We start from the raw sequence: 23,783 nt of genomic DNA, 5'->3' as shown, positions 1-23,783 counted from the left end.
CCCCCAGGCAGTTGCACCTAACGCTGCACGGCGTAGGCGCGCTGCACCGTCTGACGCACCGTGTTCCCGGCGGCGTCGCGAGCCGTGACGCGCAGGGTCACCCAGGCGACGGCGGCCGCCTGCGACGGCCCGGCGACCCTGGCCTGGAAGGCGTTGTGGCCGCGGTCGGCCACCTCGGCCGTGCGCCAGGTGCGCCCGTCGTCGTAGGAGGCCTCGACACGGATGGTCACCCCACGCGCGGCGGAGAGCCCGTCCTGGGTGCGGACGTGGACGCCGATGGTGTGGGTACGCCCGGCACGCAGTGTGTTGTGCGCGTCGACCGGCACCTGATAGTCGAGCTGGAGAAGCGACAACGGCGTGGCCGTGTCCGTCCGGGCCGACGCGAAGGACCAGGACGTGGCGGTGGCGACGCCGTACTTCCAGTCCGGCACGTTCCGCGACGTCGTCAGCTCCAGTCGGTACCGCGCCGCATCGGCGGGCACCTCCACGTCCGTCCAGGCGCTGTCCGTCTCGGTGAGCTTTCGGCCGTCGCGGTAGAGAACGGCGCTCGTGGCGTCGCCGCCCTGGTTCACGCCGGACACGCCGATTCCGCCGCCGTCGCCTTGCTCGGCCCGCGACCAATGTCCGGACTGCGAGTCCGTGAACTCGGGAATCCTCAGCCGCAGCACGTTGCCCTCGCGCACCGTCGGGGTGGTGGTGCCGATCGGGATGGACGGCCGCACGACGGCACCCTGCCAGGTCTCGGCCGGCTGTGCTCCAGCCCGGTACGTCCGCGGGGTGTCACGCATCCCGGCGGCGAGCGGCATGTCGACGTCGAACGTCGTCGTGTGGTGCACGAGGTGCTGCCACGTGGTGTCCCCGGCACTGACGTACTCGGTACGCGTGAAGCCGGTCGGGACGAACCGGGTGTACTGCAGCCAGGCCGTGTTCTGGTACGGCCGTCGGCCGAAGCGCTGCTCGCTCGCCCAGCCGGCACCGCCGTTGTCCGTGTACGTGCTCCGTACGACCGCGCTGTTCCGCTCGGAGACGGTGTACACGACATGCTGGGGGATCTGCTGCGCGGACACCTGCATCACGTCGTACAGGTAGGGGCTGCGGGCGGTGCCCGAGAACGTGACCGAGGTGGAGCGGCGGGCGATCCGCGCCAGGAGGTCGGCTCCCGCGCGCGAGCCGATCCGCACGGTCGGCACGGCCCAGCGCTCGCCCTGCGGGTCCCAGCGGGTCCACCCGATGTCGCTGAAGTGGACGAGCATCACGGCGCGTACACCGGCCGCAGCCGCCCGCTCGACGAGGTCATTCTCGTTCGCGCCGGTCGGGTCGTTCACGACCGCGAGCCGGCCGCGGGCGTGGCTGAAGTCGGCGGTGGCGGCGTTCCCTGCGTCGACCGCGGTCAGGGTGGCCCCGCGGTCGGAGAAGAGCGGCGAGGCGGGCATGTAGTAGGCGTTCAGGTCGAGGTCGCTGCCCGTCACCTTCGCCCGGAGGAGCGGAGCGACGAGCTGCCAGCGGGAGGCGAACTCGAAGGTGCCCTCGGTGACGCGCGCCGTGGGGCTGACGTACAGCCGCTTGGCGACGTCGAAGTACATGGTGCCCTGGGTCAGGCTGTGGCCGTCGATCTCCCGGTACGTCTGGTAGCTGAGGACACCGCGCTGTTCCGCGGGGCGGGGCGTGCGGATCTGCACCGGAACCGTCTTGCGGGCGTCCAGGGTGACGGTCATGTCCTTGGTGACCTTCACCTCGGGCAGCACCACATCGCGCAGTTCCTGACCATCGGCCGACGTGTCCAGCCAGGTGTTGTCCACCTGGTAGGTGCCCTCCTCGACCTCGGCCACGGCCGGGTCGGTGCTCGTGTAGCCCACGAAGCCGTCGGGTCCCCAGATGGTCGGCAGGGCCGGGACGCGCTTGCCGGTCTTGTCGTACGTCTCCACGGTGATGCGGTGGACGGGCCCGTGCACCACGAGGCTGAGCGTGGTGTGCACGGTGGTGTTCCCGTCGGCGGACGCGGCGGTCACGTAGCCGTAGAACTTGCCCTGCCCGGCACGAGCCGGGTCGACGGCCAGCGGGACCTCGGCCGTAGCTCCGGCCGGCACACGTACCGAGTCGGAGCCGAGCCGCACCGCGCCCTCACCGGGAGCGCGGCCGCCGACGGTGGCCAGCTCGACGGCGAGTGTGAGGGTGAGGTCCTTGTCGGACGTGTTCGTGTACCGCAGCGAGGACGGGGCAGGGGCACCGGAGTTGGTCGAGAACGGGCCGAGGGCGAGGGTGCCGGTGGCGGTGACCGAGCCCAGAGCCGCGGTGCGCACGTCGATCCGGCCGCCGCCCTGTTCCGTGACCTGCTGGCCGGACACGGTGCGGGCCGTACTGATCAGCGCGTCCTTCAACTGCGTCCCGGTCCAGTCGGGGTGTCGCTGCGCCAGCAGGGCGGCGGCGCCCGCCACGTGCGGGGTCGCCATGGAGGTGCCGGAGGCGGCGATGTAGTGCTCGTCCACCGGAGAGCCCATCGTTGTTCCGGCCGCGCGGGCCGCGACGATCCCGACACCGGGTGCGGTCACATCGGGCTTTGCCGCGTCGTCCCCGAGGCGTGGCCCGCGGCTCGAGAACGGGGCGAGCGAGTCGTCCCGGTCGACGGCCCCCACCGTCAGGGCGGCGTCGGCCGCACCGGGGGAGCCGACGGTGCTCGCCCCTTCCTCCCCGCTGTTGCCCGCTGCCACGACGAACAGGGTGCCGGTGCTCCGGCTGATTTCGTTCACCGCCTGGCTCATGGGATCGGTGCCGTCTGTGGCCTCCTCGGAGCCGAGGCTCATGTTGACGACCTTGGCACCCTGCGACGCGGCCCACTCCATGCCGGCGATCACCTGGGACTCGCTGCCGTAGCCGTCGTCGCCGAGGACCTTGCCGACCAGCAACTGCGCGGCGGGCGCCACCCCCTTGTACTTGCCGCCGGCCGCGGCACCGCTGCCGCCGACGATGGAGGCGACATGGGTGCCGTGCCCGAAGACGTCCCCGGTACCTGAACTGCCGGAGAAGTCCTTGGCCTCGGCGATGCGCCCGGCCAGGTCGGGATGGGTCTGGTCCGCTCCGGTGTCGAGGATGGCGACCTTCACGCCGTCGCCGCGGTAACCGGCCTGCCACACGTCCGGCGCACCGATCTGGGCCGTGCTGCGGTCGAGGCTGGCGTCCACCCGGCCGTCCAACCACACCCGGGGCGTGGCGGCGACCTCGGCCGCCTTCATCCGCCCGTCGTCGGGCGCCAGTTGCTGCCAGAAACGGCCGAGGTCGGAGCCGGGCACGCGCATCGCCCGGGCGGCGATGCTGTCGAGCCTGCGCACGGGCGAGCCGTCGGCTGCGAGGGCGGCCAGGTCGCGTAGGGCCGATGCCGCCACCTTGCCGGAGCCCGCCACGATGAGCGGCAGCGAGTCGGTGTGAGCCTTGTCGTACTTCTGCGCGACCAGCGCGGTCACGTCGAACAGTTGCCGGTCGAGGCGGCCCGCGGCGACCAGGGCCCTCGCGTCGGACGGAAGCACCGTCAGGTGCCCGTCCTCCTCGAAGGTCCGGAAGACGATGCCCCGTCGGCCGGCCCCTGGGGAGACGGAGGCGATCTGCCGGCCGTCCGCGGCCTTGGTGACGGTCACGCTGTCACCCGTGATCAACCGCACTGTCGCCGCACCGCCGGTCGGCGCGCTCCCAACGGCTGCCTCACGCAGGTCACTTGCGCCGGCGGACTGGGGCGCCATGGCGCCGGCAGCGAGCGCGAAGCCCGCCGATATCGCCGCCAGAAGGCGGATTCGTCTCATCAGTGTCGGGCCTTCCCTCGTGCGGGGTGTGGTGTTCATGCGCGGGACAGAATCGGCTGGCACGGCATGGCGTGTCAGCCGATGCGGCTGGCACAGATGAGACATGTCGCAACGGCGACATCACGCGGCGGCCGAACGGCCGCGATGTGCACACGGGACAGCGGACGGCGGCCGTTCCCCGGTGTGGTGCCCGCAATCGTGCCCGGTCCTCGGACCGGCCGACGTGCCTCGCGACCGGATCGCGCCGGCGATCCCATGGCCGGCGGCGTCGCCACCGGGTCGTCGAACCCTCACCGACGGCAGCCGGTCCGGTATCCGCGGATGCCCACCTGGCGATGTGGCCCGCGCGCTTCACCCTGTTCACCGCCCAGATCGCCACCGTCGGCGGCGGCACGGACGTTCTGAGTTGTAGGACCACTCGATGGTGGTGCCGATGAGGCTGGCGGCGACGATACGGGGGAGCTTGGCGGACGTGGGTGGAGCGGAGGCTGCGGAGGCCACGTGATCACGCCCATCCGCCGAGGATTCACAAGCTCCTGGCAAACTCGCTCATTGCTTGATCTCGTTCCACGGCGGCCTGGCTTTGGGCCCACAGGTCCAGCCGCCGGCCGTAGTGGCTGCGGAGGCGTGTGGTTTCGCTCAGGGAAGCTCGGTGGTGGTCGCCCCGTCGGGCCAGGTGACGGCCACGGCCGGTACCGGGGAGCTGAGCACGGTGGCCGACACGACCCGCCCGTCGGGCGGTTCTGGCGTTGAAGGCTGACCAGGGCCACCGACCACTGGCCCGGCTCGACCGGGAAGTCGGCCCAGGGAACCACGGACGGGTCGCCGAAGAGGGACGCGTCGGAGCGCTCCTGCGAGCCGGTGGCCAGGGACGGTGTCAGTGGCTGCACCGTGGAGTTCAGCCCGTCACCGTCCACGGTCGGCCACCCGGGCATGCGGAGCTTGACGTCTTGGGCCGCGACGCCGTCGGTCAGGGCATCGACGTGCACCAGTCGCACTTCCCAGGGGTGCCGCGCACCAGGGACACGACGGTCAGGGTGCCGGCGTCGACGGCCTGCCCGGTCCAGCCGTAACCGTGTCCCCACTGATCGATGTCGGGGGTCAACCAGTGCGCCGCAGCGCGGCCGGCCGCGACCCCGACTTCGATGCCGTCGGTGCGTTCGATGAGCACGCCCAGGGCCAGGAAGCCGTTGCGGTGGGTGGCCCGCCCGGCGGCGTCGACCAGGGCGGCGCTCTGGTCCGCCGGGGATGCCCAGCTTGCATCGTCCAGCCAGGGTGCGGTGGCCGTGGAGTACGGCCCTCGGCGGAGGCAGCGAGGATGCGGAGCCGCTCACTGTCGTAGAGCAGCACGTTCTGTTCCACGCCTGCGGCCAAGTGCTCCACCACGACTTGCGCCAGGACGTACGCCGCGCCTGCCAGACCATCATGCGCGCCCACAACGCACTGCCGGACGACGGCCCGATCCTGCCGTCGGCGATCCAGGTGGTCACGCCGTTCAACCTGCCACCGGACGTTTCTCCCGCACCCTTCTCAGGGTGAGCCCGGCCACCGCTCGCTGAGACATCGTCAGGCGGACCCGACTGGGGTAGGGCCGCCATAGGGCACCTCTAGGACGCGTGCCTGCCCAGGTGTGCCTCGGTGACCAGGGTGGTCGCGACCTCCAGGACTGCCTTGCGCTTCTCCTCATCGGTACCCGGGAGGTCGCCGAGGGTGATCATGCCGGCGTGGATCGTGAAGACCGGGCTGACGCAGCGGACCTGGTCGACCAGGGCGGCGTCCGGGGCGAGGAGGATGTCGCGCATGCCCAGCATGCGCTGGCGGAACATCTCGCCGCTGCGCAGTTCCTTCATCGTCGCCTGGTTCTCCTGCATGAAGCGGAAGAGCGGGAGCGCCTCGGTCAGGGCCTCGCTTTTGCGGCGGATGATCTCCTGCTTCGTCTCCAGGGTGCGCGGTTGCCGCTTGCCCCACTGGATCAGTTCCTCGATGTCCACGATGGACACCGGGACCTCGCGATTCACGTCCGGTGTCTTCATGGGCGTCGCGTCGTCCTCGACCACCCTGTTCCGTACGCTCGGCTCCTCCTTCGGTGTCGCGATCATGGGCGCGCTGTTCAACAACCGGGTCCAGGACGTCATGGCCGAGCGGGCCGGGGCGCTGGGGTCGAAGATCACCGAGAAGTCGGCGCAACTCGACGCGAAGAGCCTGGAGAAGATCTGGGCCAGGGCGTGCCCGGCCTCCCCGCCGACCAGGTGGCCCGTCTCGCCGCCCTCCGCATCCCCAAGTCGGTCGTGTTCGGTGCGCAAGACGACGTGTTCAGCAGGCAGACTCCGCAGGAGACCGCGCGGCGCATCGACGCACCACCGCCCACCCTCGTTCCCCGAGCCCGCCACCTGACCATGATCTCCAGCCCTCATGAGGTCGCGGCAGCCGTGGAAGCCCTGGCGAGTGCGCACCCCGCTGTGTCGCAAGGCGACGCCGGCACAGGCCCAGGGGGAACTACCCGATAGGGCAGGTTCCATGGCTCACGCCAGATCTCGGCGAGGGAAGTGCAGCCGCCGGTCTCACCGTTCCACAGCACAGCGCTTGGTTCCGTCCACTGCGACGGACCCAGGCGTCTGCTCGCGGCACCGGCGGGCCGGCCGGAGCGGGGCGGTGACTCGCTGCACCGCTCCGTGCCCGCCGGCCGCCGGTGGTGATCACCTCATCGGAGCTCCCGTGCGTAGGGCGCGATGGTGATCCGGTCGATCAGCGGTGCGTAGCGGGAGCGGAGCAGGATGCCGGGGAAGGTGTCCGAGGCGTAGGTGGTGCCGTCGAAGTTCGGCAGTTCCTCGGAGCGGAAGGTGATCGTGTTCCGTCCCTTCGTGAGGTGCACCGGGACGGTCAGCTCCCAGAAGTTGTTCTGGTGGAAGGTGTGGGGGAAGCTGACGCGGCGCATGTCGCCGCCATTGACGGTGATGTCGGCGTGCCGGGCGAGCGGGTCGGGGTTGTAGTGGGTGGCTTCGGACTGTTCGGGGTTGGAGTAGCGGATGCGGAGTGCGTAGAGGCCGGTCCGGTCGGCGTCGACGGTGAAGGTCGCGGTGTTGCCGTTGCCGGGATCGCCTCCGATGCCGGTGATCGCCGTGCCGTCGGTGGCCAGGGAGAGCGGGGTGAGCGTGGCGGAGCCCGTGAGCCTGGCGTCCTGTGCCTCGTAGGTACGTGCCGTGAGGGTGCCCTCGGTCGGCGTGGCCGTGAGGCGGTCGACGAGCGTGTCGGCCGAACCGCCGGTGAGCGTCACCTTGTTGATGCCGCCCGAGAGGGAGACCGCCACGCTTCCGTGGCCCCGGGTCACGTGGGCGACCTCATGTCCGTTGACGGAGAGCCGGGCGTTCGCGGCGCCGAGAGTGTCGACGCTCAGGGTGGCTTCCCGGTCGGCGGGGGAGTAGACCCAGAACGTGGCCGTCGCGCCTTGCGGAAGCCGGGCCGCGCCCGAGCCGGTGGCGGGGGTTCCGGCGTGTTCGGGCAGGTCGTAGACGGGCCGTGCCCCGCCGCCCAGCCAGGCCAGTTCGCCCTCGTACACCTGGGTGGCGGCCGAAGACGCGGGCAGGGAGAGGGTGAGGCGGTCGACGATGGCGTCGCCCTTGGTGGCGCGCTTGCCGTCGAGGCTCTTCGCGGCGAGCGTGAGGGTGTGCTTGCCCCTGGTGAGGTGGATCTTGGTGTCGGTGTGGTCCCAGACCACCCACTTGTAGCCGAGCGGCAGGTAGAGCTCCTGCTCGCTGTCCGCCTTGCCGTCCACGCGCAGGAAGACGTTGGTGGGGCCCTGCTCCTTCACCTTGTCGAAGGTGTTGAGGGAGTTGGCGAAGACGCTCAGGTCGTAGGCGCCGTCCTCGGGCACGTCCACGGTGAAGCCGAGCGTGACGTCGGAGCCGGTGCGCAGGCCGCCCACGTCGTAGCCACCGGAGGTGTAGAACTTCGACACGTCGCGCGGCGAGCCTTCCGGGCCGTTCTTGGAGTAGCCGGACCCGGTGTGGGCGGCGCCCTCCGCCTCGTACGACGCCTGCCAGCGCACGGGCGGGGACTGGGTGCTCTTCGCCTCGCCGGCCGGACTGAGGACGATCTCGTACGCCGAGGACTCCTTCAGCTTCGGCAGCCCGCCGTCGCCGAAGTCGACGACGACCTTGCCGTCGTCACCGACCTTCAGGTTCCTCTCCGTGAGCAGCTTCGGGCCGGAAGAGTCGCCGATCTGCCCGCTCCACTCGATCTCCCGGACCCAGGCGTGCACGCGGTCCCCGAAGACCGTCTTCGGGACATTGCTGAAGGTGATGTGGCCGTTGCCGGTGGATCCGCCGAAGAGCAGCCGCGCCTGCCGCTTGTCCTTGTCGAGTGTGGCGACGCCCTGCATGGTGTAGTTCTCGCCGGGGAACGGTGGGGTCACCTTCAGGGTGTGTCCGCTCATCGAGGCGTAGGAATGCAGCAGCCACCACTGGCCGTTGCCGCGGCCCGCCTGCACGGCGGAGTCGGAGAGGTTGCCGTCGATGTTCCAGTACGCGATGTCGGCGTCCACCTTGGACTCCTCGATCGCGGAAACCCACTGGACCATCTCGCCCGGTACGGAGGTGTGGTAGTTGAAGGCGTACTCGTTGACGTTGATCGGGAGTCGGGTGCCCTCACGACTGGTGCCCTTGAACAGTTCCTTCTCCCACGCCCGGTACTTGGCGACGTTGGCGCGCACCGCCTCGGGGTGGCTCAGCTCGTGCCAGGTGATGACGTCGGGGAGGGTGCCGGCGGCCAGGGTATGGGTGAGGAAGCCCTTCACCTGGTCGTAGAGAACGCTGGTGTTGGGGCCGGCGATGCGGGCCTTCGGCATCTTCCCCTTGATGAGCCTGTAGACCTCGTCCCAGGCGGCGAAGTAGTCGTGCGGGTCGTTGAGCCAGCTGACCTTGTCGTAGCTCCACTGGCCGGTGCCGAACATGTTGCCCTCGGGCTCGTTGAACGGCACGAAGACGATGTTGTCCTGGTACTTCGCCGGCAGCCGCAGGACCTGGTCGACCTGCTTCGCGATCTTCTCCTCGTAGAGCTTGAGTTTCTCCTCGGGCGTGTCGCCCGGCCACTCGTACGGGAAGCCGCGGTGGATGTCGGTCATGTAGATGTACACGTCGCCGTCGGTGGAGTCGGCCAGCGGCCCGACCACCTCCAGCGCGTCGGCACCCGGGTGTTGCGGGCCGTCCTGCGCCTTCGTGGACACCGTGCGCAGGCCCATGCCCTCGATGAGGTTGTTGGTGGGGACGTCCGGCCCGTACACGCCGTAGAGGGTGCCGGAGGCGCCGCCGTGGAAGGCACCGGTGTCCGAGCCGAGGTCGACATCCAGCTGTCCCTCGCGGACGACGGTGACGGTCGCCTTCACCGCGCGGCCGGCCGCCGTTCCCGCCACCGTGAAGGTCCCCGGCCGGGCGTACTTCTCGGACGGTACGGCGTCCCAGGCGATCGGCGTGTCACGGTCGTAGCCGTCGGAGAAGGAGGAGCGGACGGCGGCCGGGAGAGACGGGGCGGTCCCCGTCGTCGTACGGACTTCGAACGACGTCTGCGAGAGCTGCTGGACGGTGGGCACGTGCCCGACCGTGCCGGCCACCTGCTCGGGGGTGAGCGCGGTGTGCCACACGGTGAAGTCGTCGATCGCGCCCTTGAACAGCGGGTCCGGGTAGAAGGACTTGCCGATGTAACCGGCGGCCGTGGCGGAACTGTTCAGCAGGTCCTTGGCCTTGACGCCGGTCGCGGCGGAGGAGACCGCGACGCCGTCGAGGTAGGTGGTGACGCGCTGGGCGGAGCTGTCGAGGGTGACGGTGACGGTTCGCCACTGGCCCGCGGGAAGCGCGGCGTAGCCGTTCACCTGAGCCTCCGCGCCGCCGCCTCCGGTGGTCACGGCGGTGCGCAGCACCCCGCCGTTGTTGGACGGGGTGGTGAACAGGTACTTCGTGGTGTCGGTCCCCAGGTCGAAGATCCTTTGCCAGGACGAGCCGTCACCGCTCCACTTCACGCGGGCGGAGACCGTCAGGTCGGCCGCGTCCCCGAGCACTTCGCGGGGCAGACGGACGTACGCGCCCTGGGAGTCGGGCGCCCCGCCGGGCAGGGCCAGAGCCTTGCCGCCGTCCGCGCCCGCGACGGACTGGGCGGTCGCGCCGTTCACCAGGCTCGCCGTGAGCCCGTTGCCGGAGCTGTCGGCGATCTTTCCGGAGGCGAGGTCGTCCTGGTCGAAGGTGTAGCGGGCAGTGGGCTGGGGCGGGTCCGCCGCCTGTGCTGTGGCGGCCGGCGAGGTCAGCAGGCCCGCGCCGAGCGCCAGGGCCACGGCGGCCGGGGCCCGGCGTGGCCGGGCGGGTCTGTCAGCGGATGACATCGATCGCGTCCTCAATCCCTTGAGTGAGCAGGCTGTCGAACCGGTTCGTTCGCATGTGTCAAGGAGCCGGGGGACTGTGCGTGGCAGCCGGGAACGCCGACCCGTACTTCGCGGCTATGGGGCAGGCGGGCTCGCGGTTGGCGGATTGATCACTGCATCGAACCGGTTCGGCGAAGCTAGCACCGGGACAGGTGACCAGCAATCCCTCCGACAGCGATCTCCCGGAGTTGCAACGGGCTGCGGCAGTACGAGTCCGAAGTGTTGACAGATGTGTGTCGCCTTCCTACCTTCACTTTCACGCGAACCGGTTCGGCAGCCGGTCCTCGCCTCACACCTCATTCCATCGCCTGACGACCGGCAGCCGCTCACTCCCACGGAGTGTCGAACCGGTTCGAGCAAGGAGTCACCGTGAACATCGGTGAGATCGCCCGGCGGGCCGGTGTCTCGCGGAGCACCGTGTCCTACGCGCTGAGCGGCAAGCGGCCCGTGTCGGACGACACCCGCCGCAAGATCCAGCAGGTCATCGACGAGCTGGGGTACCGGCCCAATGCCAGCGCCCGTGCCCTGGCCAATGGCCGGACCAGCACGATCGGCCTGGTCTTCCCGCCTGCCGGGAACCACTACACGGGGATGCAGCTGGATTTCATCGGCAGTGTGGTGGAGGCCGCCGCGGCGTACGACTACGACGTGCTGCTGTCGCCCAGCGGCATGGACAGCGACCGGTCCTTTCAGCGGCTGCTGGGGGAGCGGCGGGTCGACGGCGCGATCCTGATGGAGATCAGGCTGGAGGACGACCGGGTCGATCACCTGGCCGCCCTGAACTTCCCCTCCGTCACCATCGGCCGTACCGCTCATCCTGAGGGCGGCTGGTGGGTCGGCCTGGACCACACCGCGCTGGCGGAAGCGTGCGTCCACCACCTCGCGGACCTCGGCCACCACCGGGTCGCCTTCGTCAACCGTCCCGAACAGCTCCTGCGTGCGGGGTACGAGTCGGCACACCGGGGACTGGACGGGTTCACCAAGGCCGCGGCCGAGCGCGGGCTGACGGTGCGGACGTACTGCTGCGGGGACGATGCCGCATCGGGCCAGGCATGCCTGGAGCAGATCCTGTACGACGACCCGGCCACCACGGCCCTGGTCACGCTGAACGAGGCCGCGCTGGGCGGCCTGTACCGAGGGCTCGCCCAGGCGGGCCGGCATGTGCCGCGCGACTTCTCCGTCACCGGGGTCGTGGCCGGCCGGTGGGCGGAGACGGTGACCCCGCAGCTCACCGCGGCGGACGTACCGGCGGCGGAGATGGGCCGCCGCGCCGTCGACCTGCTCGTCGAACGGCTCGACCGTCCTGACGCGCCCGCCCGGCACCACCTGCTCACGCCGCCGATCTCCTTGCGGGCCAGCACCGGGCCGGCGACCGGTACGCCCTCCGCCGAGGTCCCGCACTCCTGACCACACCATCACGTCCGCCGTACCCGTAACCCTCCTTCCCTCCTTCCTCCTTCCTCTCGACACCGGGCATCCGTCTCCCACCGCCGTTCGGCGTGCCCGCTTCCCCCACGTCGCCCCTCCCACGGCATCCCTGTGCCCAAAACGAAGGACCCGCCATGCACAGCTCCTCCCGACGGCTCCTTGCCGCCGCCTCCCTGTCGACAGTCGTCGCCCTCGTCGGCACCGCCTGCTCCTCCGGCTCGGGCAGCACCAGCACCAAGGGCGCGGACAGCGGCACGTACACCGTCTGGGACCCGTACCCGCAGTTCGCCAACGGCTCGGCGTGGACCAAGCTGCTGGACAAGTGCGGCACCCAGGCCGGCGTGAAGATCAAGCGGACCGGGTTCGACACCAGCGACCTGGCGAACAAGACGCTGCTGGCGGCACAGCAGGGCAACTCACCGGACGTCCTCATCGTGGACAACCCGGTGGTGTCGACCCTGGCCGAGGCGGGCGTGCTCACCACGACCGACGACAACAAGCTGGACACCTCGAAGGTGGACCCCAACCTGCTCGCGGCCGGCCAGTCGGGCGGGAAGACGTACGGCACACCGATCGGCGCCAACACGCTCGCCCTCTACTACAACAAGAAGGTGCTGAAGGAGGCCGGGGTGGACATCGCCTCGGTCAAGGACTGGACGTCGCTGACGGCGGCGCTGGAGAAGGTCAAGAAGGCGGGCAAGAAGGGCGTCACCTTCTCGGCGATCGGCACGGAGGAGGGCAGCTTCCAGTTCCTGCCGTGGTTCTGGGGCGCGGGCGCCAAGCTGACCGAACTCGACTCCGCCCAGGGCGTGTCCGCCCTGTCGCTCTGGAAGGACTGGCTGAAGAAGGGGTACGCGCCCAACTCCGTGCTCAACAACACCCAGACGACCAGCTGGCAGGAGTTCGCCACTGGTGACTACGCGTTCGCGGAGAACGGCACCTGGCAGCTCGCGAACGCCGAGAAGGCCGGCTTCGACTACGGGGTGCTGCCCATTCCCGCCGCCTCGGGAGGCACCGCCGCGGCCCCGACCGGCGGCGAGTTCGTCACCATCCCGGTCCAGAGCGACACCGGCCGCTACGCCACCTCCGAGAAGCTGGCGTCCTGCCTGACCAGCACCCAGAACCTGTACGACACCGACACCACGCTGTCCTACGTGGCACCCACCAGCCAGGTGCAGGCGAAGCAGGTGACGGCGAACGCGAAGCTGAAGCCGTGGGTCGACGCGGTGAAGTCGGCCAAGGGACGCACCAGCGACGATCTCGGCACCAAGTACCCGAAGATCTCCGAGCAGTTGTGGAAGGCCGTCCAGTCCGCCCTCAGCGGGTCCAAGTCACCCAAGGACGCGCTGGCCGCGGCGCAGTCCGCCGCCAAGTAGCCAGGATCCGCCGGACCGCAGATGAACCACACGACACAGCTGCCGGACCACCGGTCCGCGCGCGCCCGGAACGGGGCGGCCACCGCCGCCCCGCCCCCGGCCCGCACCAGGACACGGCGTCGGCCCACCTCCACGCAGTGGGCCGCCTGGGGCTTCCTCGCCCCGGTGACCCTCTATCTCGCTCTCTTCTACGCCTATCCGCTGTACCGCAACATCGATCTCAGCCTCCGCAACTACACGGTCCGCTCCTTCGTGCAGGGCAACGCGCCCTTCACGGGCCTGGAGAACTACCGGACCGTCCTCGACGACCCGACCTTCGCCCCGGCCCTGCTGCACACCGTGGTGTTCACCGGCGTGTGCCTGGCGTTCCAGTACGCCATCGGTCTGGCCCTCGCGGTCTTCTTCAACCAGCACTTCCGGCTCTCGGCGACCCTGCGTGCCCTGTTCCTGGTGCCCTGGCTGCTGCCGCTGATCGTGTCGGCGTCCACCTGGTCGTGGATGCTCAACAGCGACTCCGGGATCGTCAACGCCGCCCTGCACGTCATAGGCATCGGACCGGTGAACTGGCTGACCTCGCCGTCGTGGTCGCTGACCTCCGTGATCATCGCCAACATCTGGATCGGCGTCCCCTTCAACCTGGTGGTCCTCCACAGCGGCCTGCAGTCGATCCCGGCCGGCCTGTACGAGGCCGCAGCCCTCGACGGGGCGGGCGCCTGGCGCCGGTTCTGGAGCATCACGTTCCCGCTGCTCCGCCCGGTCTCGGCGATCACGCTGCTCCTGGGCCTGGTCTACACGCTCAAGGTCTTCGACATCATCTGGATCATGACCAAGGGCGGCCCGGCGGACTCGTCCACCACCTTCGCCACGTGGTCCTACCGGCTCGGCTTCGGCAATCTCCTGCCCGCCTTCGGCCCGGGCGCGGCCGTCGGGAACCTCCTTGTGGTCGCCGCCCTGGTGTTCGGGCTGGTCTACGTCCGGGTCCAGCGAAAGCAGGCGCTGTCATGAACCGAAGCACCAGCCGTTCGTGGTTCAAGACGGCCGTCGGTCTGCTGCTGACCGCGATCATGCTCTTCCCGGTCTACTGGATGCTCAACGTCTCCCTGACCCGTGACCAGGACATGCGCAAGAGCCCACCGGACCTGCTCCCCGTCCACGGCACGCTGGCCGGCTACCGCACCGTCCTCGACGAGCAGTTGCCCTACCTCGGCACCAGCCTCGTCATCGGCCTGGGCACCGTCGTCCTGACCGTCGTCCTTTCCGCACCGGCCGGCTACGCCCTCGCCAAGCTGCGCCCGCGCGGCGGCGGCATCCTGAGCTTCGTCCTGCTGGCCGCGCAGATGATCCCCGGGATCATCATGGCAATGGGCTTCTACGCCATCTACCTCCAGCTCGGCCTGCTCCAGACAGTCCCCGGCCTGATCGTCGCCGACTCCACTCTGGCGGTTCCCTTCGCGGTCCTCATCTTCACCGCGTTCATGTCCGGCATCCCCGGCGAACTGCTCCAGGCCGCGAAGACCGACGGCGCCGGGCCGTTGCGGACTTTCTGGTCGATCGTCCTGCCGATGAGCCGCAACGCCGTCGTCACGGTGTCGCTGTTCGCCTTTCTGTGGTCCTGGTCGGACTTCGTCTTCGCCAGCACGCTGGTCAACGGCGGCGCCCACGAGCCGATCACCCTCGGCATCTACCACTACATCGGCAACAACAACCAGGAGTGGAACGCCATCATGGCCACCGCCGTCGTGGCCTCGCTGCCGGCCGCGGTCATCCTCGTCCTGGCCCAGCGCTATGTCGCCGCCGGTGTGACCGCCGGTGCCGTCAAGGACTGACCGCCCCACACGTCGTCACGGCTCCGCCGACCGCCCGTCGGACCGCCGATCTCCCCTGCTCGAGAAACGAGTGTCACCCTATGACCGCCGCCCGATCCGGTCCGGCCTTCTCCGTCCACGACATCCCGTTCAGCACACACGGATCCTGGTTCGACATCTCGCCCGTGGTGGCGGAGAAGACGTACGCCGAGGACCTCCACCTCGTCTCCCACCAGAACGGCATGCACGCCGTCCTGCGCCTGATCCCCCTGTACACGGGGACCGGCGACCGTGCCCAGACCCGCGTCGAGGCGACACCCGGCCTGCTCAGCTGGACCGGCGAGGGCGGGCGCGTCGACCTCGCCTTCGAGTCGCCGGACACCGTACGGCTGCGGGGAACCGGTCTGGGCATCAAGGTGTCCGCAGCGGCCGAGACCTTGACCCCGTTCAGCGGCACGTACTTCTTCCGCGACCCGGCAGCGGACGCGCACGTGTTCACGTCGTACGAGACCGGACGCCGCTACCGCGTCACCGTGCTCTCCGGCACCGTGGCCCACACGGCCGGAGGCCAGGCGCTCGGCAGCGGCGACCGCGGCCTCGTCACGACCGCCGGAGTGAACGGCACCTGGGAGATCGCGATCGAGGAACTCGACGCGTCCCGCCCGCCGTACGCGTCCTCGGCGACCTTCGGCGAGATCGTGGCGTCCGCGCGGAACTCGTTCGCGGACTTCGTCGAGGCGGTGGCGCCCTGGCGGTCATCCGCCACCCCGGCCGCCGAACTCGCCGCCTACGTCCTCTGGTCGGCCACGGTACGCCCGACGGGTCTGGTCACCCGGCCTGCCGTGCTCATGTCCAAGCACTGGATGGACAAGGTGTGGAGCTGGGATCACTGCTTCAACGCGCTCGCCTTGGCTCCCGGACGCCCCGAACTCGCCATGGACCAGTTCGCCCTGCCCTTCGACCACCAGGAACCCGGCGGCGCCCTGCCCGACTCGGTCACCCACTCCGAGGTCCTGTACAACTTCGTCAAACCGCCCATCCACGGCTGGGCCCACGGCCACCTGCGCCGCCGTCTGCCGGCACCTCCCAGCCGTACCGAACTCGCCCGGACCTATGACCGGCTGGAACGGTGGACGGACTTCTGGCTCACCGCACGACGGGCCCCCGGCAGCGAACTGCCCCACTACCAGCACGGCAACGACAGCGGCTGGGACAACGCCACCACCTTCGACCCCGAGCGGGTGGTCGTCACCGCCGATCTGGCCGCCTTCCTCATCCTCCAGATGCGGGAACTCGCCTCCTTGGCGGCGGAGTTGGGAAGGGCTGATGAAACGCTCCGGTGGACGCGGGCAGCGGATGCCGCCCAGTCGGCGCTCCTCGACCAGCTCTGGACGCAGGACAGGTTCGTCGCCCGGGGCGTCGACAGCGGGGACACCTGGAGCAGCGCCAGCCTCCTCGACCTGATGCCCATCGTGCTGGGCGAGCACCTGCCCGGACACGTCGGCAGCGCACTGGCGGACCGCATCAAGGCGCACCTGACGCCGTACGGCCTGGCCACCGAACTCACCACCTCGCCGCACTACCTCGCCGACGGCTACTGGCGCGGCCCCATCTGGGCCCCCGCCACCGTCCTCATCGAGGACGGCCTGCGCAGGGCCGGCCACCTCCGACTGGCGGACGACATCAGCGCCCGCTTCCGCGTCCTGTGCGAGACCCACGGCTTCGCCGAGAACTTCGACGCCCTCACCGGAACCGGTCTGCGCGACCGCGCCTACACCTGGACGGCCAGCAGCTACCTCCTCCTCGCCGAAGCACACACCCGCCGAGGCGGCGACTGACCGACCGCCCCCGGTCACCGTCGAGGCGTGCTCAGCCGGCCGTCCGCAGCAGCAACTTGCCCGTCGAGGTGCGCCCGCCCATCAGCCGGTGGGCCTCGGCCGCGTCCGACAGCGCGAACTCCACGGTGACCGGAAGGTTCACAGTGCCGTCGGTGACCTTGCGGAAGGCGCGCTCGGCCAGTGAGCGCAGCGCCTCGGGCGCCGACCCCTGCGGGGGCCCGCTACTTGGAGGGCGCCGAGGCGGGTGCGGAGTCCGCCGTCGGCGACTGATCCCCGGCCGTGACGCCCCGGGCGGGACCGCCGTGTGGGCGCAGGCCACCGACCAGGCCGAGTATCAGCACGGCGATGCCCAGCCATACCGACGGTTTCGGCGCGCCGCTGCCCGAGACGACGCCGGCGACCGCCGCGGAGAGTGGTGCGATGCCGGTGAGCAGCCCGGCTCGTCCGGCCCCGACGGCGCGAACCGTCGAGTACCACATCACGAAGGCGACCGCCGTCACCATCAGCGCCAGATAACCGACGGCAGCCCACTGGGAGCCGGTCAACTCCCGGGCCGCCGAAGGACCTTCCGAGGCCGCGCCGAGAACGGCCAGCAGCACACCGGCCAGCCACATCGCGTGCACGGACACCCCCCACGGCGAGTGCCGCCGCAGCACCGGCACCGCGAGCAGGGTGAACGCGGCCTCGCACCCCAGGGCGACCACCGCCCAGCCCACGCCCACGGCATCGGTACGGCCCGTCCCCTCCACCAGCACCGCTCCCGCCATGACGACCGGAGCCGCCGACAGGACCTGCCGGCTCGGCCTGCGCCGCTCCAGCGCCGGGCCCACCACCCCGAGCACCACCGGTACGCACGCGATCGCGACGGCGACCACCGCGGGCTCCGCATGGCCGACGCCCCGGACCACGGCCACGTTGAACAGCACCAGCCCGGTGACCGCGATCCCGGCCAGCCACAGCCACTCCCGTCCACGGGGCCACAGCAGGCGGGCACCGGTGAGCCGGGCCATGAGCAAAAGGATCACGGTGGCGGCCGCGTACCGGACCGCCTGAGCGGTGAACAGCGGGGCGTCGATCAGCGTGCGCGAGACGGTGACGCTGCTGCCGACCAGCGTCATCCCGACCATGCCCGGGACGAGTTGGGTGAACGAAGCGGAAGGTGTGTCCATACCGCCCACGCTGCCGTGACAATGGACGCCATGGACAGGTCCACAGACCCATCGGCACGGGGGTCCAAAAGTCCACGCCCGACGGCGGCGGCAGCGGACGCGTCGGTGGGCGACACGGCGGCCTCAGGCGCGGTCGTCGGCTCGGACTTCCTCCAGCTGGACATCGGCGAGGCACCGCCGGGCGGGCGTACCGCCTGGCTCGCCGACCGGCTGCGGTCAGCCATCGCCGACGGCCGGCTGCCCATCGGCGCACGACTGCCCGCCAGTCGCGTACTCGCCGAGGAGCTGCGCGTCACCCGGGGCGTGGTCACCGAGGCTTATCGGCGCCTCGCCGAGTCCGGCCAGATCGCCGGGCGCGGCCGGCTGGGCACGGTGGTCGTGGCGGCTCCCGCCGCGCCCCGCGACCACGCCCGCGACGCGGCCGGACCCGGGGCCGTACCGGAGGCCGGGACCGGACCCGCGCTCTTCGGCTCGGGCGACCGCGACGGCCTCATCGACGCTCTGCGCGCCCTGCCCTGCCGCATCGACCTCTCCCCGGGCGTCCCCGACCTCGCCGCCTTCCCCCGCACCGGCTGGCTGCGCGCGGAACGCGCCGTCCTCGCGGGCGTCGGCCCGGCCGACTTCGGCTATGGCGACCCCCGGGGTGCTCCCGCCCTTCGCCGGGCCGTGGTCGGCTGGCTGGCACGCAATCGCGGCATTCGGGCCGACCCGGAGGACGTGGTGGTCGTCGCGGGTGTGGCGCAGGCTCTCGGCCTGCTCGGGCAGATCCTGCGGGCGCACGGCATCCACCGCATCGCCGTCGAAGATCCCGGTTCGCTCGGGGCGCGCCAGCAGCTGGAGTACGGCGGCCACGAGGTCGTGCCCGTTCCCGTGGACGCGGGCGGCCTCGACGTGGGAGCGCTGCGTGCCAGTGGTGCCCGAGCGGTGTTGCTGACCCCGGCACACCAGTTCCCCACCGGTGTCGTCCTCGACGGGGAACGCCGTCGCGAGCTGCTGAGCTGGGCGGCCGAGGGCGGCGTGGTCATCGAGGACGACTACGACGCCGAGCACCGCTACGACCGGCCGCCGGTGCCCGCGCTGCGCTCGCTGCTGCCCGACGGCGTCTGCTACGCGGGCAGCGTCTCCAAGCTGCTCGCGCCCGCGCTCCGAGTGGGCTGGCTCCTCGTACCGCCGGACCGACGCGACGCCCTGGTGACGGCCAAGCGGTACGCCGACCTCGGAAACGGCGTCCTCACCCAGCTCGTCCTCGCTCGCCTGATGGACTCGGGCGAGCTGGAACGGCACCTGCGCCATGTCCGGCGGCGCCACCGCAGGCGCCGGGACGTGATGCTGCGAGCGATCGACAGGCATCTGCCCGGTGCCCGCGTCCACGGGGCGGCAGCCGGCCTGCACCTGATGGTCACCTTCGGCGACCCGCGGGGCGGCGCCCGCGACAGCGGCTTCCGCGACACCGACCTCGCCGCGGCCGTGCTCGCACGAGGCGTCAAGGCGCACCCACTGTCCTGGCACCGCATCACACCCGGCCCTCCGGGCCTGGTCCTCGGCTACGCGGCGGGCCCGGCCCACGACATCGACGAGGGCATCGCCGTCATCGGAGCCGCCCTGCGCGGCCTTCTTCGCTGAGCGCAGCTCGCTGGTCGTGGTGGTCTCTGCGTCCGGACATCGCGGGCGGCACCGCCCTGGTCGACCTGTTGGCCGGGCCTGCCTTCAGGGCGTTGACGGCCTTGGTCAGCCCTCCGGCACCGGCCCAACCCGCTGTGCAGCCGACGAAGCGAGCTCCGTCACCGGAGGGGCGCCGTCCGTCGACGGTGGCTACGTACGCTGGAGCCGGCGCAGCCGACCGACTCCACCTGGAGCGCATCATCATGACAACCGCTGAACTCGTGTCCGCATACCTGGACGGGCTGGAACGCGCAGACACCGAGGCGGTGTTGGCGTTGTTCGCGCCCGGCGCGATGGTCCACTCACCCCTGTACGGGCCGAGGCCGGCCACGGAGTTCTACCCCGAACTCTTCGCCGACACGAGCCGCTCACGCCTCACCCTGCTCGGTGTGACGGAGGGCCGCACCCACCAGGGCGCCGCGCTGATCTCGTTCTGGTTCCACTTCGACTGGCGCCTGCCGTCGGGTGCAGCCGCCCCCTTCGACGTGGTGGACCTGGCAGAGCTCGATGAGGACGGCCGCATCACCACCCTCCGGATCGTGTACGACACGGTCGAGGTGCGCCCTGTCTTCGAGCGTGAGACGGGCAGCTCGTGGCGGCCGACGGCGGAGCATCACGGCTGAGCAGCCCCAAGAACGCGGCAGCGTCGTGCGCCGCCTTCCTTCTCCCGGTGCCGGATCCCACCCGTGGTCGGGCCCGTACGGTGGGCCCGACCACGGGTGGGGCGTGCCTGGAGGATCAGGCGGCGTTGCGCAGCGGTGCGAGAGCGGTGCTCCAGGCGATGACCTGGTCGAACAGGACGCCGAGCGCCTGCACGTTGTATTCGCCCGGCTTGAGGACACTGAAGTTCTCGAACTCCGTCATCAGCGACAGGGCCACCTGCTGACGCACGTCGGCCATCTGCAGCTCGCCGACGACCAGCCGCAGGTGCTCCACGGCCCGGGCACCGCCGACTCCGCCGTACGAGACGAAGCCGACCGCCTTGTTGGCCCACTCGGCGGAGAGGTAGTCGATGGCGTTCTTCAGCACGCCCGAGGTGGAGTGGTTGTACTCGGGCGTCACCATGATGAACCCGTCGAAGGAGGCGATCTTCTCCGCCCACTCCTTCGTGTGCTCGTTCTGGTACTGGCCCAGGGACGGGGGCAGCGGCTCGTCCAGGTGCGGCAGCGGGTAGTCCCGCAGGTCGACGAGCTCGAACTCGGCGTCGCCGCGCTGGGTGGCGGCGTCGTAGACCCACTTGGCGACCTGCTCGCCGTTGCGGTTGGGGCGGGTGCTGCCGAGAATGATGCCTATCCTGATCATGGTGTTTCCTTAACCGTGTTGGTTGTGGTGTCGCCCTGAAAGGCGTTCAGGGCGCGGGTGTTCATCACGAACGGCCCGTTGCGGGCCCCACCCTCGGGCGCCGTCAGAAGGCGTGTGGCCCGAATCGGCCCCAGGCCACGAAGACGGCCAGGGCGAACAGGACCACGTTCACGACGATCGACTGCGTCTCCCCGCGCCGGCCGTGTGTGATCGCCGCGCCGAACATGGTCAGCGCCAGGCCGGACGCGGCCAGCGGAACCAGGGACGGAGCGATGTCCACGGCCGCGGGCAGAACCAGCCCGATCGCAGCCAGCACCTCGACGAGGCCGATCGCCTTGATCGCCCCGGGCGAGAAGGCCTCGGCCCAGCCCATGGACGGTGAGGCGGTGAGTTTCTCCTTCGGCTGGGCCAGCTTGGCGGCACCGGCACCCAGGAACACCAGGGCGAGCAGGGCCGCGACAACCCAGAGGGCGACGTTCACAGATACCTCTTGAGACGGGGTGGTGCGGATTCCGCGGGAAGGGCGTTTCCGCAGAGCTGCTTGATGCGTCATCTAACTTAGGAGAAGGTGGATGACATATCAACTTGTGTGGCGAGTGAGCGGCTTCACATCGCCGACCGCCGGCAGTACGAAGGCGCTCAGACTGCCGGTTCGGCCGAGGTCGGAGCGGTGGCCCGCGCTCGGCTCACGGTTCGTCCGCGCTGTGATTCCGGGAACCGGTTGAGCATCGCCTGCAGCTCCGCGGCGCCGACGTTGGCGCCGAAGGGCTCGGTGCCCGGTTCGAGTCGCATCCCTTCGGCAAGTGGCCCTGCCATGACGGGGTCGAACCCGAAAGCGTCGACGAGGCGCGCGACGGTGGCGAGGTCGTCGGGATCGTCACCGGCTATCGCGATCGCCTTCCGTCCCGGCGTCTGCGCCGGCCGGGCGCCGTCCTCGAGATCGTGGTAGCCCATGTGGTTGAAGGCCTTCACCACGCGCGCTCCGGGCAGGTACGCCTGCACGATCTCGCTGGAAGAGGTGAGCGGGTCGGTGAGGTCCTCGCGGATCCCGTCGACCTCCCACCAGTAGTTCATCGCGTCGATGACGAGCTTGCCCCGCAGTGCTTCGGCGGGAATGCTGCGGTACTTGCCGAGCGGGAGCGCCAGGATGACGACGTCTGCCTGAGCCGCGGCCTCCGCGGAGGTGACGGCGACCGCGCCCGGTGTGAGGACCTCTGCGGTGAGGGCGATCTCGGCGGGGTCGCCCGATCCGGCGATGAGCACGCGACACCCGGCTGCGAGGGCCAGCCGTGCGAGCACGGTGCCGACCTTCCCCGCACCCAGGATGCCGACCGTGCCGATGCCTGTGGTGGTCATGTCGTGTCCGTTCACGGTGTCAGCGCGCGAGGATGTCGCGGACCATCGGGATCACCTTCGTGCCGTACAGCTCGACGGCGCGCAGGCGAGCGCTGACCGGCTGCGCCCCCGCGGTGTAGATCAGATCGAACCGGCCGACGCCCAGTGCCTCGACGGCGCGGGCCATCTTGCGGGCGACCGTCTCCGGCGAGCCGACGTAGAGGGAGCCGTGCTCGATCTCGGCGTCGTACTCCTCCTTGCGGACCGGCGGCCAGCCCCGCAGCGCGCCGATGCGGTCCCGGATGACCTTGTAGTGCGGCCAGTGCAACTCCCGGGCCTCCTCGTCCGTGTCGGCGATGAAGCCCGGCGAGTGCATTCCGACCGGATGGGCCGTCGTGCCGAACTTGTCGGCGGCGCGCTGGTAGAGATCGATGTACGGCGCGAAGCGTTGCGGGCTCCCGCCGATGATGGCGATCATCAGCGGGAAGCCGTAGCGCGCGGTGCGGACGACCGACTGGGGCGATCCGCCGACCCCCACCCACGTGGTCAGGTGCCCGGACTCGGTCTTGGGGAAGACGTCGGCGTTCTCGAGCGGGGCCCGCTTGGTGCCGCTCCAGGTGACGGGCTTCTCCTCGAGCAGCTTGGCGAACAGCTCGATCTTCTCCTCGAAGAGCACGTCGTAATCGCTCAGGTCGTATCCGAAGAGGGGGAAGGACTCGGTGAAGGAGCCGCGCCCGAGGATGACCTCGGCCCGGCCGTCGGAGAGCGCGTCCACGGTCGAGAAACGCTGGAAGACGCGGACCGGATCGTCGGAGCTCAGCACGGTCACGCCGGAGCCGAGACGGATACGGCGGGTCCGTGTGGCGATGCCGGCGAGCACCGTCTCCGGAGTCGAGATCGCGTACTCCGGGCGGTGATGCTCGCCGAGGGCGATGACGTCGACGCCGATCTCGTCCGCGAGGACGGCCTCGTCGACGACCTGCCGGATGGCCCGTGCGTAGGACACCGGGTTCCCGGAGTCGTCCTCCGGCACATCGCCGAACGTGTCCAGGCCGAAGGCGAGATCAGACATGGTGGGCTCCCGAGCAGACTGATGGTTGATGCGTCAATCATCCGATCCGTGCCCTTGACGTGTCAACCAAGCCGTACGGCGCCGGAGCGTGCTGGCGCAGTGATATATCAACCATTTGGCTACACTCGTCCGCGTGGAGGATTCAGTGCACTGGTTGACCCCGGAGGAGCAGCACGCATGGCGGAACTTTGTCCGGTTGCATGAGCGCCTGGGCGGCCGCTTGGCGCGCTTGTTGCAGACGGAATCCAACCTGTCCGCCGCGGATTTCGCGGTCCTGGTCAATCTGACGGATGTGCCGGAGGGGCGCCGGCGCTACCAGGACCTTGCGCGGACACTGGAGTGGGAGAAGAGCCGGATGTCCCACCACATCGCGCGCATGGCCGGGCGGGGACTGGTGGTGCGGGAGGAGTGCCTCGAGGACGGACGGGGTGCCTTCGTGGCGATCACGGAGGCCGGTCGTGCGGCCATCGAGGCGGCGGCCCCGCTGCACGTGAAGGCGGTGCGTTCCCTGTTCCTGGACCATGTGACGCCGGCGGAGCTGCGGACACTGGCGGAAGTCTCCGAGCGGGTGGTCGAGAAGCTGGAAGAGGAAGCCTAGC

At 70.3% G+C, this 23,783-nt stretch carries 17 protein-coding genes and 2 pseudogenes; 9 read left to right on the top strand and 10 right to left on the bottom strand.

Translation table 11 applies throughout. The features are described 5' to 3' along the window. Window positions 1–17: 17 nt before the first annotated feature. Window positions 18–3,791 carry a S8 family serine peptidase gene (locus tag ACIRC0_RS01705; RefSeq protein WP_403609826.1) on the bottom strand — a complete coding sequence of 1,258 codons (3,774 nt, stop codon included), beginning with the start codon at window positions 3,789–3,791 and terminating at the stop codon, window positions 18–20. Between the two features lie 970 nt (window positions 3,792–4,761). Beyond that, window positions 4,762–4,962 carry a hypothetical protein gene (locus ACIRC0_RS01700; RefSeq protein ID WP_403609824.1) on the bottom strand — a complete coding sequence of 67 codons (201 nt, stop codon included), beginning with the start codon at window positions 4,960–4,962 and terminating at the stop codon, window positions 4,762–4,764. Window positions 4,963–5,165: 203 nt separating this feature from the next. Here ACIRC0_RS01700 and ACIRC0_RS01695 point away from each other — a divergent pair. Continuing rightward, window positions 5,166–5,330: pseudogene (locus ACIRC0_RS01695) on the top strand (LacI family transcriptional regulator); the annotation flags it as partial. A gap of 68 nt (window positions 5,331–5,398) precedes the next feature. Here the strand turns inward: ACIRC0_RS01695 and ACIRC0_RS01690 are convergent. Together ACIRC0_RS01690 and ACIRC0_RS01685 are read right to left on the bottom strand one after the other, a co-directional pair. Further along, window positions 5,399–6,094 carry a hypothetical protein gene (locus tag ACIRC0_RS01690; RefSeq protein WP_403609823.1) on the bottom strand — a complete coding sequence of 232 codons (696 nt, stop codon included), beginning with the start codon at window positions 6,092–6,094 and terminating at the stop codon, window positions 5,399–5,401. Window positions 6,095–6,492: 398 nt separating this feature from the next. Continuing rightward, on the bottom strand, window positions 6,493–10,158 hold the full coding sequence (locus tag ACIRC0_RS01685; RefSeq protein WP_403609821.1) for a LamG-like jellyroll fold domain-containing protein: 3,666 nt from the start codon (window positions 10,156–10,158) through the stop codon (window positions 6,493–6,495). Window positions 10,159–10,566: 408 nt separating this feature from the next. Between ACIRC0_RS01685 and ACIRC0_RS01680 the strand changes: the two genes are divergently transcribed. From ACIRC0_RS01680 to ACIRC0_RS01660, 5 genes are all read left to right on the top strand, one after another. Then, complete coding sequence (locus tag ACIRC0_RS01680) at window positions 10,567–11,604, top strand: LacI family DNA-binding transcriptional regulator (RefSeq protein ID WP_403609819.1); 1,038 nt, start codon at window positions 10,567–10,569, stop codon at window positions 11,602–11,604. Between the two features lie 155 nt (window positions 11,605–11,759). Then, a complete protein-coding gene (locus tag ACIRC0_RS01675; RefSeq protein ID WP_403609816.1) occupies window positions 11,760–13,001 on the top strand; it encodes an extracellular solute-binding protein in 1,242 nt (413 codons plus the stop codon). A gap of 21 nt (window positions 13,002–13,022) precedes the next feature. Continuing rightward, window positions 13,023–14,006: a carbohydrate ABC transporter permease gene (locus ACIRC0_RS01670; RefSeq protein WP_403609813.1), complete on the top strand. Its 984-nt coding sequence runs from the start codon at window positions 13,023–13,025 to the stop codon at window positions 14,004–14,006. Beyond that, window positions 14,003–14,827, top strand: a complete 825-nt coding sequence (locus ACIRC0_RS01665; protein ID WP_403609810.1) for a carbohydrate ABC transporter permease — start codon at window positions 14,003–14,005, stop codon at window positions 14,825–14,827. Before ACIRC0_RS01670 ends, ACIRC0_RS01665 begins: the two co-directional genes overlap by 4 nt. A gap of 80 nt (window positions 14,828–14,907) precedes the next feature. Beyond that, entirely contained in the window at window positions 14,908–16,644 is a 1,737-nt protein-coding gene (locus ACIRC0_RS01660; RefSeq protein WP_403609808.1) for an amylo-alpha-1,6-glucosidase, read from the top strand. A gap of 31 nt (window positions 16,645–16,675) precedes the next feature. On the opposite strand, the pseudogene ACIRC0_RS01655 reads toward ACIRC0_RS01660, so the two are convergent. Both ACIRC0_RS01655 and ACIRC0_RS01650 read right to left on the bottom strand, forming a co-directional pair. Continuing rightward, a pseudogene (locus ACIRC0_RS01655) lies at window positions 16,676–16,849 on the bottom strand (zinc-binding dehydrogenase); the annotation flags it as partial. A 16-nt stretch (window positions 16,850–16,865) separates the two neighbouring features. Further along, window positions 16,866–17,813: a DMT family transporter gene (locus tag ACIRC0_RS01650; protein ID WP_403609805.1), complete on the bottom strand. Its 948-nt coding sequence runs from the start codon at window positions 17,811–17,813 to the stop codon at window positions 16,866–16,868. 21 nt (window positions 17,814–17,834) lie between these two features. Between ACIRC0_RS01650 and ACIRC0_RS01645 the strand changes: the two genes are divergently transcribed. Together ACIRC0_RS01645 and ACIRC0_RS01640 are read left to right on the top strand one after the other, a co-directional pair. After that, window positions 17,835–19,436, top strand: coding sequence for a PLP-dependent aminotransferase family protein (locus tag ACIRC0_RS01645; RefSeq protein ID WP_403612636.1), 1,602 nt, complete (start codon window positions 17,835–17,837; stop codon window positions 19,434–19,436). Between the two features lie 242 nt (window positions 19,437–19,678). Beyond that, on the top strand, window positions 19,679–20,098 hold the full coding sequence (locus ACIRC0_RS01640) for a nuclear transport factor 2 family protein (RefSeq protein WP_403609803.1): 420 nt from the start codon (window positions 19,679–19,681) through the stop codon (window positions 20,096–20,098). Between the two features lie 115 nt (window positions 20,099–20,213). Here the strand turns inward: ACIRC0_RS01640 and ACIRC0_RS01635 are convergent, their stop codons facing one another. The 4 genes from ACIRC0_RS01635 to ACIRC0_RS01620 form a co-directional block, all read right to left on the bottom strand. Beyond that, window positions 20,214–20,777, bottom strand: coding sequence for an NADPH-dependent FMN reductase (locus tag ACIRC0_RS01635; RefSeq protein WP_403609800.1), 564 nt, complete (start codon window positions 20,775–20,777; stop codon window positions 20,214–20,216). 103 nt (window positions 20,778–20,880) lie between these two features. After that, a complete protein-coding gene (locus tag ACIRC0_RS01630; RefSeq protein WP_403609797.1) occupies window positions 20,881–21,258 on the bottom strand; it encodes a DoxX family protein in 378 nt (125 codons plus the stop codon). A 158-nt stretch (window positions 21,259–21,416) separates the two neighbouring features. Then, a complete protein-coding gene (locus ACIRC0_RS01625; protein WP_403609794.1) occupies window positions 21,417–22,133 on the bottom strand; it encodes an NADPH-dependent F420 reductase in 717 nt (238 codons plus the stop codon). A gap of 19 nt (window positions 22,134–22,152) precedes the next feature. Continuing rightward, a complete protein-coding gene (locus ACIRC0_RS01620; protein WP_403609792.1) occupies window positions 22,153–23,184 on the bottom strand; it encodes an LLM class flavin-dependent oxidoreductase in 1,032 nt (343 codons plus the stop codon). 133 nt (window positions 23,185–23,317) lie between these two features. Between ACIRC0_RS01620 and ACIRC0_RS01615 the strand changes: the two genes are divergently transcribed. After that, window positions 23,318–23,782 carry a MarR family winged helix-turn-helix transcriptional regulator gene (locus tag ACIRC0_RS01615; protein WP_403609790.1) on the top strand — a complete coding sequence of 155 codons (465 nt, stop codon included), beginning with the start codon at window positions 23,318–23,320 and terminating at the stop codon, window positions 23,780–23,782. The last annotated feature ends 1 nt before the right edge of the window (window position 23,783 follow it).

Source organism: Streptomyces sp. NPDC093984 (assembly GCF_044764595.1).
Lineage (GTDB): Bacteria > Actinomycetota > Actinomycetes > Streptomycetales > Streptomycetaceae > Streptomyces > Streptomyces cynarae.
This window is presented reverse-complemented; position numbering and strand designations above follow the sequence as displayed.